Source organism: Pseudomonas sp. H1_F01, from assembly GCF_054681425.1.
Genome location: NZ_CP162823.1, coordinates 6,158,466 through 6,172,421, shown reverse-complemented (window position 1 = coordinate 6,172,421; position 13,956 = coordinate 6,158,466). Strand labels below are relative to the sequence as shown.

At 62.6% G+C, this 13,956-nt stretch carries 13 protein-coding genes; 11 read left to right on the top strand and 2 right to left on the bottom strand.

The window, feature by feature from the left end:
* The first annotated feature begins 116 nt into the window (after positions 1 to 116).
* Together motA and motB are read left to right on the top strand one after the other, a co-directional pair.
* Entirely contained in the window at positions 117 to 968 is an 852-nt protein-coding gene (gene motA, locus AB4O09_RS27835) for a flagellar motor stator protein MotA (protein ID WP_003197198.1), read from the top strand.
* A gap of 164 nt (positions 969 to 1,132) precedes the next feature.
* A complete protein-coding gene (gene motB, locus AB4O09_RS27830; RefSeq protein WP_003197199.1) occupies positions 1,133 to 2,167 on the top strand; it encodes a flagellar motor protein MotB in 1,035 nt (344 codons plus the stop codon).
* Positions 2,168 to 2,331: 164 nt separating this feature from the next.
* On the opposite strand, the gene rsgA is transcribed toward motB, so the two are convergent.
* A complete protein-coding gene (gene rsgA / locus AB4O09_RS27825) occupies positions 2,332 to 3,363 on the bottom strand; it encodes a small ribosomal subunit biogenesis GTPase RsgA (protein WP_003197201.1) in 1,032 nt (343 codons plus the stop codon).
* Between the two features lie 109 nt (positions 3,364 to 3,472).
* Between rsgA and orn the strand changes: the two genes are divergently transcribed.
* Together orn and AB4O09_RS27815 are read left to right on the top strand one after the other, a co-directional pair.
* Positions 3,473 to 4,015, top strand: coding sequence for an oligoribonuclease (gene orn, locus AB4O09_RS27820; protein ID WP_003197208.1), 543 nt, complete (start codon positions 3,473 to 3,475; stop codon positions 4,013 to 4,015).
* A 223-nt stretch (positions 4,016 to 4,238) separates the two neighbouring features.
* Positions 4,239 to 4,853, top strand: a complete 615-nt coding sequence (locus AB4O09_RS27815) for a trimeric intracellular cation channel family protein (RefSeq protein WP_172681391.1) — start codon at positions 4,239 to 4,241, stop codon at positions 4,851 to 4,853.
* Here the strand turns inward: AB4O09_RS27815 and queG are convergent.
* Complete coding sequence (gene queG, locus AB4O09_RS27810) at positions 4,835 to 5,914, bottom strand: tRNA epoxyqueuosine(34) reductase QueG (RefSeq protein ID WP_003197215.1); 1,080 nt, start codon at positions 5,912 to 5,914, stop codon at positions 4,835 to 4,837. The genes AB4O09_RS27815 and queG overlap by 19 nt on opposite strands.
* 63 nt (positions 5,915 to 5,977) lie before the next feature.
* On the opposite strand from queG, the gene AB4O09_RS27805 reads away from it, so the two are divergent.
* The 7 genes from AB4O09_RS27805 (at position 5,978) to hflX (ending at position 13,913) form a co-directional block, all read left to right on the top strand.
* Positions 5,978 to 7,477, top strand: coding sequence for an NAD(P)H-hydrate dehydratase (locus AB4O09_RS27805; protein ID WP_053161780.1), 1,500 nt, complete (start codon positions 5,978 to 5,980; stop codon positions 7,475 to 7,477).
* Entirely contained in the window at positions 7,465 to 7,932 is a 468-nt protein-coding gene (gene tsaE / locus AB4O09_RS27800) for a tRNA (adenosine(37)-N6)-threonylcarbamoyltransferase complex ATPase subunit type 1 TsaE (RefSeq protein WP_003197219.1), read from the top strand. The genes AB4O09_RS27805 and tsaE overlap by 13 nt, the downstream gene beginning before the upstream one ends.
* A 3-nt stretch (positions 7,933 to 7,935) precedes the next feature.
* Positions 7,936 to 9,366: an N-acetylmuramoyl-L-alanine amidase gene (locus AB4O09_RS27795; RefSeq protein ID WP_013692130.1), complete on the top strand. Its 1,431-nt coding sequence runs from the start codon at positions 7,936 to 7,938 to the stop codon at positions 9,364 to 9,366.
* Positions 9,363 to 11,276, top strand: coding sequence for a DNA mismatch repair endonuclease MutL (mutL, locus tag AB4O09_RS27790; RefSeq protein WP_003197223.1), 1,914 nt, complete (start codon positions 9,363 to 9,365; stop codon positions 11,274 to 11,276). Before AB4O09_RS27795 ends, mutL begins: the two co-directional genes overlap by 4 nt.
* Positions 11,276 to 12,247 (top strand): tRNA (adenosine(37)-N6)-dimethylallyltransferase MiaA, encoded by a 972-nt coding sequence (gene miaA, locus AB4O09_RS27785; protein ID WP_003197225.1) that lies wholly within the window; start codon positions 11,276 to 11,278, stop codon positions 12,245 to 12,247. Before mutL ends, miaA begins: the two co-directional genes overlap by 1 nt.
* A 91-nt stretch (positions 12,248 to 12,338) precedes the next feature.
* Positions 12,339 to 12,599: an RNA chaperone Hfq gene (hfq, locus tag AB4O09_RS27780; RefSeq protein ID WP_003186419.1), complete on the top strand. Its 261-nt coding sequence runs from the start codon at positions 12,339 to 12,341 to the stop codon at positions 12,597 to 12,599.
* A 12-nt stretch (positions 12,600 to 12,611) separates the two neighbouring features.
* On the top strand, positions 12,612 to 13,913 hold the full coding sequence (hflX, locus tag AB4O09_RS27775; protein WP_003197227.1) for a ribosome rescue GTPase HflX: 1,302 nt from the start codon (positions 12,612 to 12,614) through the stop codon (positions 13,911 to 13,913).
* Positions 13,914 to 13,956: the final 43 nt, after the last annotated feature.

Here is a 13,956-nt window from a genome sequence, read left to right as displayed (position 1 = left end):
TGGCTTTTCGCCAGAACAGCCTATAGTCTGGCGCAGTTTTGCCGATAAGTAGAAGAAGAGATTTTTCAGCTTCCGAATATGACCTTGAACCCGACTTAAATAAGTACTTTCTATCTATGGCTAAAATTATCGGCATCATCGTCGTGTTCGCGAGCGTGCTCGGCGGATACGTGCTTTCCCATGGCAAGATTGCCGCCCTGATCCAACCTTTCGAGGTGATGATCATCGGTGGCGCGGCCCTCGGTGCATTCCTGCAGGCCAACCCCGGCTACATGACGATGCACGTGCTCAAGAAATCCCTGGGCATGTTCAGTTCGCGTTTCAGCCACACCTTCTACCTCGAAGTGCTGGGCCTGATCTACGAGATCCTCAACAAAAGCCGCCGTGAAGGCATGATGGCGATCGAAGGCGATATCGAAGACGCTGCCGCCAGCCCGATTTTCGCCAAGTACCCTGCGGTACTCAAGGACGCTCGCATGACGGCGTTCATCTGTGATTACCTGCGCATCATGTCGTCCGGTAACATGGCGCCCCATGAACTCGAAGGCCTCTTCGACATGGAGTTGTACAGCCTCAAGGAAGACCTGGAGCATCCATCCCACGCGGTCACCGGTATCGCCGACGCCATGCCTGGCTTCGGTATCGTCGCGGCGGTATTGGGTATCGTGGTGACCATGGCGTCCCTGGGCGACGGCGACCAGAAGTCCATCGGCTTGCACGTTGGTGCGGCACTGGTGGGTACCTTCTTCGGTATTTTGGCCGCATACGGTTTCTTCGGCCCGCTGGCCCACTCCCTGGCCCACGACGCCAAGGAAGAACTCAACGTCTACGAAGCCATCAAGGCTTCCCTGGTGGCCTCGGCCTCCGGCATGCCGCCATCGCTGGCGGTGGAGTTCGGTCGCAAGGTCCTGTACCCGGCGCACCGTCCAAGCTTCGCCGAGCTGGAACAAGCGGTTCGCGGTCGTTAGTGCTTTGCTTTGCAAATACGTTCCTTTTTTGGCGAGTGGCTGTTGCTGCCAGACAAGGCGCCGCGACGAGTCATAGCCCGCTATGGCGAGGAGCGGCAACGCCGTATGGCAGCAACAGGCACCGTCAAAATGGAACAGTATTTGTGAAGCAGAGCACCTAGGTCATGGAAAATAACCAGCCGATTATAATCAAGCGCGTCAAGCGCATCGCCGCGGGGCATCACGGGGGCGCCTGGAAAATCGCCTTCGCCGACTTCGCGACGGCGATGATGGCGTTCTTCCTGGTGCTGTGGCTGCTGTCCACGGCAACCCCGGAACAGAAGATCGCCATCGCCGGTTACTTCAAGGACCCGGTCGGTTTTACTGAAAGCGGCACGCCGTACATCATCGACCTGGGCGGATCACCGACCCTGGCACCGGATACGACCCTCAACCCCGAAGTCAAATCCCAGCCCCAGCCCGACAAGGTGACGACGGACACCGAGCAGGTCGAAGGCATGGCCGAGCAGATCGAGCGCGAACGCCTGGAATTGTTGCTGCAGGAATTGCAGAACAAGGTCGAAGAGAACCCGCAACTGCAGAAATTCAAGGACCAGATCCTGTTCGAGATCACGCCGAACGGCTTGCGCATCCAGATCATGGACGCCGAGAACCGGCCGATGTTCGACTCGGGTAGTGCGCGCCTGAAACCTTATTTTGAAGACATTCTGCTGGCCATGGCCGACACCATCAAGGCGGTGCCGAACAAGATCAGCATCAGCGGTCATACCGATGCCAAGCCCTACGTCGGCAAAGGTGATTTCGGCAACTGGGAGCTGTCCGCCAACCGTGCCAACGCGGCACGTCGCGCCCTGGTGGCTGGCAGTTATCCGGACGAGCAGGTGGCGCGGGTGGTGGGTTACGCATCCTCGGCGTTGTTCGACCGCAAGGACCCGTTCAACCCGGTCAACCGGCGTATCGATATCGTGGTGTTGACCAAGAAGGCCCAGCAAGCCATCGAAGGTTCGCAAACCGATGACCCTGCACCGGATCCGGCCCAGGGCCAGGGCGCGCCGGGTGAAGTGCCGGCCACGCCTGGGGCTGCGGTTGATCCGAACGCCTTGCCAGCGGATCAGCAACCCGTGCCGGCCCATGAGCTGCGCGAACGCCTGAACCTGTTCGACGCGGCGCCCAAGCCGGCCGAGCCGCCGGTACAGTGATCTGACTGGCGATAGCAAACCTGTGGCGAGGGGATTTATCCCCGCTGGGTTGCGCAGCAGCCCCTCTTTTCATCTGATACTCGAGATGGAATACAAAGGGGGGCGCTTCGCGCCCCAGCGGGGATAAATCCCCTCGCCACAATTGTGTCCGGCTCACATCCGGGTCAGTAACTGCTTTCCGGCAAGCTGGCGATGATCGAGCGGTAGCTGTTCATCCGCTGCTGATGCACGCGACCTTCTTCCAGCGCCTTGAGCAGGGCACACCCGGGCTCGCGGTCGTGCTTGCAGTCGCGGAAGCGGCAGGTGCCGATCAGCTCATTGAACTCGATGAACCCGGCTTCCACATCGGCCCGGCTGACGTGGCCCAGGCCGAACTCGCGGATGCCCGGTGAGTCGATCAATTCACCGCCGCCGGGGAAGTGGAACAGCCGCGCGGTGGTGGTGGTGTGGGTGCCCTGGCCGGACAGCTCGGACAACGGCCCGACGCGCGTCTCGACGTCCGGCAGCAGGCTGTTGACCAGCGATGACTTGCCGACGCCGGACTGGCCGACGAACACACTGATGTGCCCGTCCAGTTGCTGTTGCAATTGCTCCATGCCGTTGCCGTGGTGGGCCGAGACTTCCAGTACCGGGTAACCCAGATCCCGATAGACCGACAGCAGGGCGTTCAGCGCCGGGGCGTTGTGCTCGTCGATCAGGTCGAATTTGTTGAGCAGCAACAACGGACGGATGCCGGCGTGTTCGGCGGCCACCAGATAACGGTCGATCAGGTTGGCGTGGGGTTCGGGCAGCGGGGCGAACACGATGACGATCATGTCGACGTTGGCGGCCACGGGCTTGAGCTGGCCCCGGCTGTCCGGACGGCACAGTTCGGTGTGGCGCGGCAATTGCGCGACGATCACGCCGATGCCCTGGTTGCCGGCACGCCAGACGACCTGATCGCCCGTCACCAGCGCCGGCAGGTTGGCGCGCAAGTGGCAGCGGAACACTTGGCCGGCCAGCTCGCCTTCCCGGGCTTCGACCTCGACCTGCACGCCGAAGTGGGCGATCACCAGGCCGGTCTGTTCAGGGCCCAGGTCGCCACCCTCCAGGGCTTCGACAGCACTGGATTCGCGTTTGGCGGCGCGGGCGGCGCGCTCGCCCTGGATCTTTTCGATGCGCCAGTTTTGACGACGATTGAGTTGGCGTTTGGCCATGGGTGTTCCGTATGAAGAAATGCAGCGAATAGGGTAAAACGGTCGCGAGTTTAGCACGCCCAAGGGGCGGCCTAGGCTAAACTGCGTGGCTACGCCGAGGAGCTTCCCTATGCAAAACCCGCAGAACCTGATCTGGATCGACCTGGAAATGACCGGTCTGAACCCGGACACCGACGTCATCATCGAAATGGCCACCATCGTCACCGACAGCGACCTCAACACCTTGGCCGAAGGCCCGGTCATTGCGATCCATCACAGCGACGAGATCCTGGCCGGCATGGACGAGTGGAACACTCGCCAGCACGGCGGCTCGGGCCTGACCCAGCGGGTGCGCGAGAGCAAGATCAGCATGGCCGAGGCCGAAGCCCAGACCATCGCCTTCCTGGAGCAGTGGGTGCCCAAGGGCAAGTCGCCGATCTGCGGCAACAGCATCTGCCAGGATCGTCGCTTCCTGTACACCCACATGAAATCCCTGGAAAGCTACTTCCACTACCGCAACCTGGACGTCTCCACCCTCAAGGAACTGGCCGCCCGCTGGGCACCGCAAGTACGCGACAGTTTCCAGAAGGGCGGCAGCCACCTGGCCCTGGACGACATCCGCGAGTCCATTGCCGAGTTGCAGCATTACCGTAAGCACTTCATCAAGTTCTGATTGAAGCGCACGGCGCTCTTGTGGCGCGGGGATTTGTGGGAGCAAAGCTTGCTCGCGAAACAGGCGACTGGGTCCCTGGAAGACCGCATAGCCTTCATCGCGGGCAAGCCTTGCTCCCACGGATATCCTGACCACAGATTCCTTGTTTGGCTTGGTCGATGGCTGCCCTCTTTTGGTGCCTGCCCGAAATGGCTAGACTGCGCGCCTTCTCGTAAGGACCGCCATCATGTTGCTGATGCTTTATCTGATCGCCATCACCGCTGAAGCCATGACTGGCGCCTTGTCTGCCGGGCGTCGGGGTATGGACTGGTTCGGCGTGGTGCTGATCGCCTGTGTCACGGCGCTGGGTGGCGGTTCGGTGCGTGACGTGCTGCTCGGGCATTACCCGCTCACGTGGGTCAAGCACCCCGAATACCTGGTGCTGACCACTGCCGCAGCGATGTTGACGGTGTTCCTGGCGCGCTGGATGCGCCATCTGCGTTCATTGTTCCTGGTGCTCGACGCCGCGGGGCTGGTGGCGTTCACCCTGATCGGCTGCATGACGGCCCTGGAAATGGGCCATGGCATGCTGGTGGCGTCAGTCAGCGGAGTGATCACTGGGGTGTTCGGCGGCATTCTGCGGGACATCTTCTGCAACGATATTCCGTTGATCTTCCGTCGGGAGCTCTACGCCAGCGTTTCGTTTGCCGCTGCGTGGTGTTATCTGCTGTGCGTCTTCCTGCAACTGCCAAGCGAACAGGCGATCCTCATCACTTTGTTCGGCGGTTTCCTGTTGCGGCTCCTGGCGATCCGTTTTCACTGGGAAATGCCGAAGTTCGTCTACAACGACGAGGCTTGACGCTCGGCATGTTGCCGCAACGCCCACTCCACGTGCTCGCGCACCAGCTCCGACGGGTAGTCGCGCCGCGCCTCCAGCGCTTGCAGCACGGGAATCGTTGACGGCGCATTACCCAGGCCCACTGCCAGGTTGCGCAGCCAGCGCTCGTAACCGGCGCGGCGCAGCGGCGAGCCTTCGGTGCTGCTCAGGAACGTCGTTTCGTCCCACATGAACAGCTCGGCCAGCCCGGCATTGTCCAGGTTGTGCCGTGGCTTGAAGTCGCTTTCCCCGGACGGCCGGGCGAAGCGGTTCCATGGGCAGACGATCTGGCAGTCATCGCAGCCGAACACCCGGTTGCCGATCAACGGCCGCAGTTCTTCGGGGATGGCGCTTTTCAGCTCGATGGTCAGGTAGGAAATGCAGCGGCGGGCATCGAGTACGTAGGGCCCGACGAAGGCATTCGTAGGACAGATGTCCAGGCACGCGGTGCATTTTCCGCAATGTTCGCTGGCATGGGGTGGATCCACCGGTAGCGGCAGGTCGACAAACAGCTCGCTCAGGAAGAAATAGCTGCCGGCCTTGCGGTTCAACACCAGGGTATTTTTACCGATCCAGCCCAGGCCGGCCTGTTCGGCGATGGCTTTTTCCAGGACCGGCGCGCTGTCGACGAAGGCGCGATAACCAAAGGGACCGATCACCGCCTGAATTTTTTCTGCCAGTTGCTGTACACGTTTACGGATCAATTTGTGGTAATCGCGGCCCAATGCATAACGCGAGACGTAGGCTTTCTCCGGTTGGCCGAGCATCTGCGCCATGTGCGTGTCGCCCGACAGGTAGTCCATGCGCAGGGAAACCACCCGTAGCGTACCCGGCACCAGTTCCTCGGGATGCGAGCGTTTGCTGCCGTGGGCGCCCATGTAGTCCATTTCGCCGTGGTAGCCGGCATCGAGCCAGCGTTGCAGGTGTTGCTCATGCTCGGCAAGGTCCAGGCCGCTGATGCCGACCTGCTGGAAGCCCAGCTCGCGGCCCCACTCCTTGATGGATTGGGCGAGGGCGGGGAGGTCTGTGGGAATGGCAGGCATGAGGCGAGAGAAACCAGAGCTGAGATGCGTATAATTCTGCCAGACATCGGAGCCCGAAGACGCATGCCGCACACTAAAGATGATTTTCCCGACGCGCTGTACAGCGCCGCGCAGGTCCGGGCCCTCGACGCACAACTGATCGCGGCCGGCACCACCGGTTTCGAATTGATGCAGCGCGCCGCCCGCGCCACCTGGCGAGCGATCGTCCGGCGCTGGCCTGACGCCCAGGAGCTGACGGTGCTGGCCGGGCATGGCAACAACGCTGGCGATGGCTACCTGGTCGCGACCCTGGCCCGGCGCGCCGGCTGGTCGGTGCGGGTGCTGACGGTGGGCGAACCCCGGCGCTTGCAGGGTGACGCCGCCAATGCCCACGCCGAGGCGGTGGCGGTGGGCGTGCCGATGGAACCGTGGTCGGATGAGGCTGAATTGCGCGGTGTGTTGCTGGATGCGCTGCTCGGTACGGGCTTGAGTGGTGATGTGCGCGAGCCTTATGTGCGGGCTATCGATACGATCAATGTCAGCGGTCTGCCGGTCGCAGCGGTGGATATCCCCTCGGGGTTGTGCGCCGATACCGGTCGGGTACTGGGCACGGCGGTGGTGGCCGACCTCACCGTGACCTTTATTGGCTTGAAGCTTGGTCTGTTTACCGGCGAAGCGGCGGACCGGGTCGGTGAACTGGTGTTCAACGACCTGCACGCCGATCCAGATATTGTTGACACGGCACCGGCCAGTGCCCGATTGCTCTCACCCCATAATCTGCCACGTCTGACGCCTCGTGCCGCCACGTCCCACAAAGGCAAGTTCGGTCACGTGCTGTTGATCGGTGGCGACCGGGGCTTTGGCGGCGCGATCCAGATGAGCGCCGAAAGCGCCCTGCGCTGCGGTGCGGGGATGGTTTCGATGGCGACCCGCAGCGAGCATGTATCCGCCGCGCTGACGCGTTTGCCGGAAGTGATGGTGCAAGGCACCCATTCGGCGAACCAATTGATGGGCTTGCTCCAGCAGGCCAGCGTGCTGGTGGTCGGGCCGGGCCTGGGCCAAGCCGCGTGGGGGCGCAGCCTGTTGTCGGCGGCGGCCAATGCGCCGCTGCCGCAAGTATGGGATGCCGATGCGCTGAACGTGTTGAGCAGCGGCGAGGTTCGCTTGCCTGAACAGTGTGTCATCACCCCGCACCCGGGCGAGGCGGCGCGATTGTTGGAGTTATCCACAGCCCAGGTGCAGGCCGACCGTCCGGCGGCGGCCCATGCATTGAGCCAGAAATACACCGCCACGGTGATCCTCAAGGGCGCCGGCAGCCTGATTGCCAGCCCGGACGGTCGCCTGGCGGTTTGCAGTCAGGGCCATCCGGCCATGGCCACGGCAGGCCTGGGGGATGTGCTGGCTGGCGTGGTCGGCGCCTTGCTGGCCCAGGGCATGGAGGGGTTCGAGGCCGCGTGCCTGGCGGTCTGGCTGCATGCCAACGCAGGTGCCCAGGCCGGTCGCTCGGGGCGGGGTGTGGCGGCCACCGATCTGATTCCGGCCATTCGTCAGTTGTTGGAGGAGCATTCACCGTGTCTGAAGTAACCCTGTACGTGGCGGACGAACAAGCCATGACACAATTTGGCGCCCGCATCGCGCAGATCACCGCCGGCCACGGCCTGATTTTTCTCGAAGGCGACCTCGGCGCGGGAAAAACCACCCTGTCCCGTGGCATCATTCGCGGCCTCGGGCACGTCGGCTCCGTCAAGAGCCCTACGTTCACCCTGGTCGAGCCCTACGAGATCGGCGACATTCGCGCCTTCCATTTCGACCTGTATCGACTGGTGGATCCTGAAGAGCTGGAATTCCTCGGTATCCGCGATTATTTCGAAGATGACGCCTTGTGCCTGATCGAATGGCCCCAGAAGGGTGCAGGCTTTTTGCCAAAGCCCGACCTGACCATTACCATTGGCGCGCAGAACGGCGGGCGTTCGCTGAAACTGACGCCGCAAGGCTCGCGTGGCGAGTCGTGGTGTGCCGCTTTGGCATTGGAAAACTAATTGATGATGGGGTTTGGTATGCGCTTTCGCGCGGTGGTTGCTGTCGTAGGACTGTTGCTTACGGCACTGGCCGTCGATGCTGTGGCCGAGACAAAGGTCAACAGCGTTCGCCTCTGGCGGGCGCCGGACAACACACGGCTGGTGTTCGACCTGACGGGCCCGGTGCAGCACAGCGTATTCACCCTGACCGCCCCGGATCGCCTGGTGATCGACATCAACGGTGCGTCCCTGGGCGCGCCATTGAACGTGGCGACCGCCAACACGCCGATTACCGCGATGCGCTCGGCCCAGCGTACGCCGACCGACCTGCGGGTGGTCATCGACCTGAAAAAAGCCGTGACCCCGAAAAGCTTCACCCTGGCCCCCAATGCCCAATACGGCAACCGGCTGGTGGTGGACCTGTTCGACAACCCGGCCGATGCGGCGCCACCTCCGCCGCCGCCGACCAATGTCGCCACGGTACCGGCAGTGCCGGTGACCCCGACCGAACCTGCGCTCAAGCTGCCACCGGCGCCGGCCGGCAAGCGCGACATCATCGTGGTGATCGACGCCGGTCACGGCGGCGAAGACCCGGGCGCCTCGGGCTCGCGCGGGCAGCGGGAAAAAGACGTGGTGCTGTCCATCGCCCGCGAATTGCAGCGCCAGGTCAACGGCATGAAAGGCTTCCGCGCCGAACTGACCCGTACTGGCGACTACTTCATCCCCTTGCGCGGACGTACCGAAATCGCTCGCAAGAAAGGCGCCGATCTGTTCGTCTCCATTCACGCCGACGCCGCACCTTCGGCGGCGGCGTTCGGGGCCTCGGTGTTTGCCCTGTCCGACCGCGGTGCCACGTCCGAGACCGCCCGTTGGCTGGCCGACAGCGAAAACCGTTCCGACCTGATCGGCGGTGCCGGCAACGTCAGTCTCGACGACAAGGACCGGATGCTCGCCGGTGTATTGCTCGATTTGTCGATGACAGCCTCGTTGACCTCCAGCCTGAACGTCGGCCAGAAAGTCCTGAGCAACATCGGTCGCGTCACGCCGCTGCACAAGCAGCGCGTCGAGCAGGCCGGGTTCATGGTGCTCAAGTCGCCGGATATCCCGTCGATCCTGGTGGAAACCGGCTTCATCTCCAACGCCAACGAAGCGTCCAAGCTGTCGTCTTCCAACCACCAGCAGGCGCTGGCCCGTTCCATCAGCAGCGGCGTGCGGCAGTTCTTCCAGCAGAACCCACCGCCAGGCACTTACATTGCCTGGCTGCGCGACTCCGGCAAGATCGCCCAGGGCCCGCGGGACCATAGGGTCAGCCCCGGCGAAACCCTGGCGATGATCGCCGTGCGTTACCAGGTGTCGCCCGCGACCTTGCGCAGCGCCAACAACCTCAAGAGCGACGAGCTCAAGATCGGCCAGACCCTGACCATTCCCGGCAATGACGTGGCGGTCCAGCAATGAGTGATGAAGTGATCGGCAGCAACGCTCGCATCGAACTGCTCAGCCCCCGGCTGGCGAACCAGATCGCCGCCGGTGAAGTGGTCGAGCGCCCGGCGTCGGTCATCAAGGAACTGCTGGAAAACAGCCTCGACTCCGGAGCCAAGCGCATCGACGTGGATGTCGAGCAGGGCGGCGTCAAGCTGCTGCGGGTCCGCGATGACGGTGGCGGTATTTCTTCCGACGACCTGCCGCTGGCCCTGGCGCGTCACGCCACCAGCAAGATCCGCGACCTGGAAGACCTCGAGCGGGTCATGAGCCTGGGGTTTCGGGGCGAGGCGCTGGCATCCATCAGTTCGGTGTCGCGCCTGACCCTCACCTCCCGCACCCGCGACGCCGAGCAGGCCTGGCAGGTCGAGACCGAGGGCCGGGACATGGCCTCCCGTGTGCAGCCTGCGGCTCATCCGGTCGGCACCTCGGTGGAAGTGCGCGACCTGTTCTTCAACACCCCGGCCCGACGCAAATTCCTCAAGGCCGAGAAGACTGAATTCGATCATCTGCAAGAAGTCATCAAGCGCCTGGCCCTGGCGCGTTTTGACGTAGCGTTCCATTTGCGCCACAACGGCAAGACCATCCTCAGCCTGCACGAGGCCCACGATGATGCGGCCCGCGCCCGCCGTGTCGGCGCGGTGTGCGGCGCAGGTTTCCTGGAGCAGGCATTGCCCATCGAGGTGGAGCGCAATGGCCTGCACCTGTGGGGTTGGGTCGGCTTGCCGACCTTCTCGCGCAGCCAGGCGGACTTGCAGTATTTCTACGTGAACGGTCGGGCGGTACGCGACAAGCTGGTGGCCCACGCGGTGCGCCAGGCGTATCGCGATGTGCTGTTCAATGGCCGGCATCCGACATTCGTGCTGTTTTTCGAAGTCGATCCGGCCGTGGTCGACGTCAACGTGCACCCGACCAAGCATGAGGTGCGTTTCCGTGACGGGCGCATGGTCCACGATTTTCTCTACGGCACCTTGCACCGCGCCTTGGGCGATGTGCGCCCGGAAGATCAACTGGCGGCGCCGGCGGCGGTGGGCGGCATGGTCCGGCCAACGGGGTTGGAAGCTGGCGAATTCGGGCCTCAAGGCGAAATGCGCCTGGCGGCCAATGCACTGCTGGAGCAGCCCCAGCCTCAGCCGAGCTACAACACGGCCGGGAGCGGTGCCGGCAGCGGCTATCAGTATCAATACACGCCGCGCCCGCAATCCAACGTACCGGCAGCCGAGGCCCAGGCGGCCTATCGCGAGTTCTTCAAACCCTTGCCGGAAGCCGGAGCTGCGGCGATGCCCGACGGCCAGGGCGATATCCCGCCGCTGGGCTATGCCCTGGCGCAACTCAAAGGCATTTATATCCTCTCGGAAAATGCCCAGGGCCTGGTCCTGGTGGACATGCACGCCGCCCATGAGCGGATCATGTACGAGCGGCTGAAAATCGCCATGGCCAGCGAAGGCTTGAGTGGCCAGCCGCTATTGGTGCCCGAGTCCCTGGCGGTCAGCCAGCGCGAAGCCGATTGCGCCGAAGAACATGTGGCCTGGTTCCAGCGCCTGGGCTTCGAATTGCAGCGCCTGGGCCCGGAAACCCTGGCGATCCGTCAGATCCCGGCCTTGTTGAAGCAGGCCGAGGCCAATCGTCTGGTCAGCGACGTGCTGGCGGACTTGATGGAATACGGCACCAGCGACCGGATCCAGGCGCACCTGAACGAACTGCTCGGCACCATGGCCTGCCACGGCGCGATCCGCGCCAACCGGCGCCTGGCCCTGCCGGAAATGAACGGCCTGCTGCGGGACATGGAAAACACCGAGCGCAGTGGTCAATGCAACCATGGCCGGCCGACCTGGACCCAACTGGGCCTGGACGACCTGGACAAACTGTTCCTGCGCGGTCGTTGATGAGCCAGTTGCCACCCGCGATTTTCCTGATGGGACCGACCGCCGCCGGCAAGACCGACCTGGCCATCGAATTGACCAAGGTCCTGCCCTGCGAGTTGATCAGTGTCGATTCGGCCCTGGTCTACCGGGGCATGGACATCGGCACCGCCAAGCCGTCGAAAGAACTGCTGGCCGAATTTCCCCATCGCTTGATCGACATCCTCGACCCGGCCGAGGCTTATTCGGCGGCCGATTTCCGCCGTGACGCACTCCAGGCCATGGCCGAGATCACCGCGCGGGGCAGGATTCCGCTGCTGGTGGGTGGCACGATGCTGTATTACAAGGCCTTGGTCGACGGGTTGGCGGACATGCCGGCAGCCGATCCCGAGGTGCGTGCGCAGATTGAAGAAGAGGCCGCGCGCCTTGGCTGGCAAGCCCTGCACGAGCAATTGGCGATCATCGACCCGGAATCGGCGGCGCGTATCCACCCCAATGACCCACAGCGGCTCAGTCGGGCCCTGGAGGTTTATCGGGTCAGCGGCCAGAGCATGACGGCCCTGCGCCAGCGACAATCTGCGCAAAGTACTGAAGCAGCCGCTTCGGGACTGCAACAATTGCCCTATACTGTCGCGAATCTGGCCATCGCTCCGGCGAACCGGCAAGTGCTGCATCGGCGAATTGAACAAAGATTCACATTAATGTTGGAACAGGGGTTCATAGACGAGGTCGTAGCCCTGCGTGAGCGAAGTGACCTGCATGCCGGGTTGCCGTCTATACGTGCGGTAGGTTATCGACAAGTCTGGGATTACCTGGACGGCAAGCTGACGTCAGCCGAGATGCAGGAGCGTGGGATCATTGCCACGCGCCAATTGGCGAAACGCCAGTTCACCTGGCTGCGCAGCTGGACTGACTTGCATTGGCTCGACAGTCTCGATTGCGACAATCTGCCACGCGCCTTGAAATACCTTGGGACCATCTCCATATTGAGCTGAGTCCTTGCAATTGCCGTCTATCCTTGGGGGTGTGACGGCCCAAGCCATCTGATTCCGATTTTTATTATTGATCCTTAAAGGAGTGCGGCACATGTCAAAAGGGCATTCGCTACAAGACCCTTACTTGAACACTTTACGTAAAGAGAAAGTTGGGGTGTCCATCTATCTGGTCAACGGGATCAAACTGCAAGGCACGATCGAGTCTTTCGACCAGTTCGTCATCCTTCTGAAAAACACCGTCAGCCAAATGGTCTACAAACACGCGATCTCGACAGTCGTGCCAGTTCGTCCAATTCGTCTGCCTAGCGCAACCGAATCCGAAGGCGGTGACGCTGAACCGGGTAACGCCTGATAGGAGCCTCCTTTGTTCTTTGAGCGCCACGGTGGTGGTGAACGGGCCATTCTCGTTCACTTGGATGGACAGGACCCTGAGGCGCGCGAAGATCCGCAGGAGTTTCAGGAATTGGCACTTTCGGCCGGCGCCGAGACCGTCGCGTTTTTCAACGTGCCGCGTCATCGGCCAACCGCCAAGTTCCTGATCGGCAGTGGCAAGGTCGAGGAGTTGCGCGACCTGGTCAAGGCCGAACAGGTCGATCTGGTGATTTTCAATCACATCCTCACGCCCAGTCAGGAACGTAACCTCGAACGTGTCTTCGAGTGTCGCGTGATCGACCGTACGGGGCTGATTCTCGATATTTTCGCCCAACGCGCCCGCACCCATGAAGGCAAGCTCCAGGTCGAACTGGCCCAGCTTGAGCACATGAGTACGCGGCTGGTTCGCGGCTGGACTCACCTTGAGCGGCAGAAGGGCGGTATCGGCCTGCGCGGCCCGGGTGAAACCCAGCTGGAAACCGACCGACGCCTGTTGCGGGTGCGCCTGCGCCAGATCAAGGGGCGGCTGGAAAAGGTCCGTAGCCAGCGCGAGCAGTCGCGACGCGGCCGCAAGCGCGCGGATATCCCGACGGTTTCACTGGTGGGTTATACCAACGCCGGCAAATCGACCCTGTTCAATAATGTCACCCAATCCGACGTCTACGCCGCCGACCAATTGTTCGCCACGCTCGACCCGACCCTGCGCCGGCTCGACCTGGACGACCTGGGGCCGATCGTGCTGGCCGACACCGTGGGCTTCATCCGTCACCTGCCGCACAAGCTGGTCGAGGCTTTCCGGGCTACGCTCGAAGAGTCGAGCAACTCCGACCTGCTGCTGCACGTGATCGATGCCGCCGAACCGGACCGGATGCTGCAGATCGAGCAGGTGATGGTGGTGCTGGGCGAGATCGGGGCCCAGGACTTGCCGATCCTCGAGGTATACAACAAACTCGATTTGCTCGAAGGCGTGGAGCCGCAGATCCAGCGCGATGCCGACGGCAAGCCGCAACGGGTCTGGCTGTCGGCCCGCGATGGCACCGGCCTGGACCTGCTCAAGCAGGCGGTGGCCGAGCTGTTGGGCAACGATCTGTTTGTTGGCACCCTGAAGTTGCCGCAACGTTTCGCCCGGCTGCGAGCTCAGTTCTTTGAGCTGGGGGCCGTGCAAAAAGAAGAACACGACGACGAAGGCGTCTGCCTGCTGGCTGTTCGCCTGCCTCGGGCGGAGCTCAATCGGCTGGTCAGCCGCGAAGGGCTGCAACCGATGGAATTCATCGAGCAACACACTTTGCAATAAAAGCCTGAGAAAGCTGTGTCAGGCATTCTGTAGCATTGGTCGG

Coding starts and splice junctions, on each gene's coding strand:
- mutL (WP_003197223.1), top strand. CDS start 9,363: ATGAGTGATGAAGTGATCGGCAGCAACGCTCGCATCGAACTGCTCAGC.
- AB4O09_RS27795 (WP_013692130.1), top strand. CDS start 7,936: ATGATGGGGTTTGGTATGCGCTTTCGCGCGGTGGTTGCTGTCGTAGGA.
- rsgA (WP_003197201.1), bottom strand. CDS start 3,363: ATGGCCAAACGCCAACTCAATCGTCGTCAAAACTGGCGCATCGAAAAG.
- hfq (WP_003186419.1), top strand. CDS start 12,339: ATGTCAAAAGGGCATTCGCTACAAGACCCTTACTTGAACACTTTACGT.
- orn (WP_003197208.1), top strand. CDS start 3,473: ATGCAAAACCCGCAGAACCTGATCTGGATCGACCTGGAAATGACCGGT.
- AB4O09_RS27805 (WP_053161780.1), top strand. CDS start 5,978: ATGCCGCACACTAAAGATGATTTTCCCGACGCGCTGTACAGCGCCGCG.
- motA (WP_003197198.1), top strand. CDS start 117: ATGGCTAAAATTATCGGCATCATCGTCGTGTTCGCGAGCGTGCTCGGC.
- queG (WP_003197215.1), bottom strand. CDS start 5,914: ATGCCTGCCATTCCCACAGACCTCCCCGCCCTCGCCCAATCCATCAAG.
- miaA (WP_003197225.1), top strand. CDS start 11,276: ATGAGCCAGTTGCCACCCGCGATTTTCCTGATGGGACCGACCGCCGCC.
- motB (WP_003197199.1), top strand. CDS start 1,133: ATGGAAAATAACCAGCCGATTATAATCAAGCGCGTCAAGCGCATCGCC.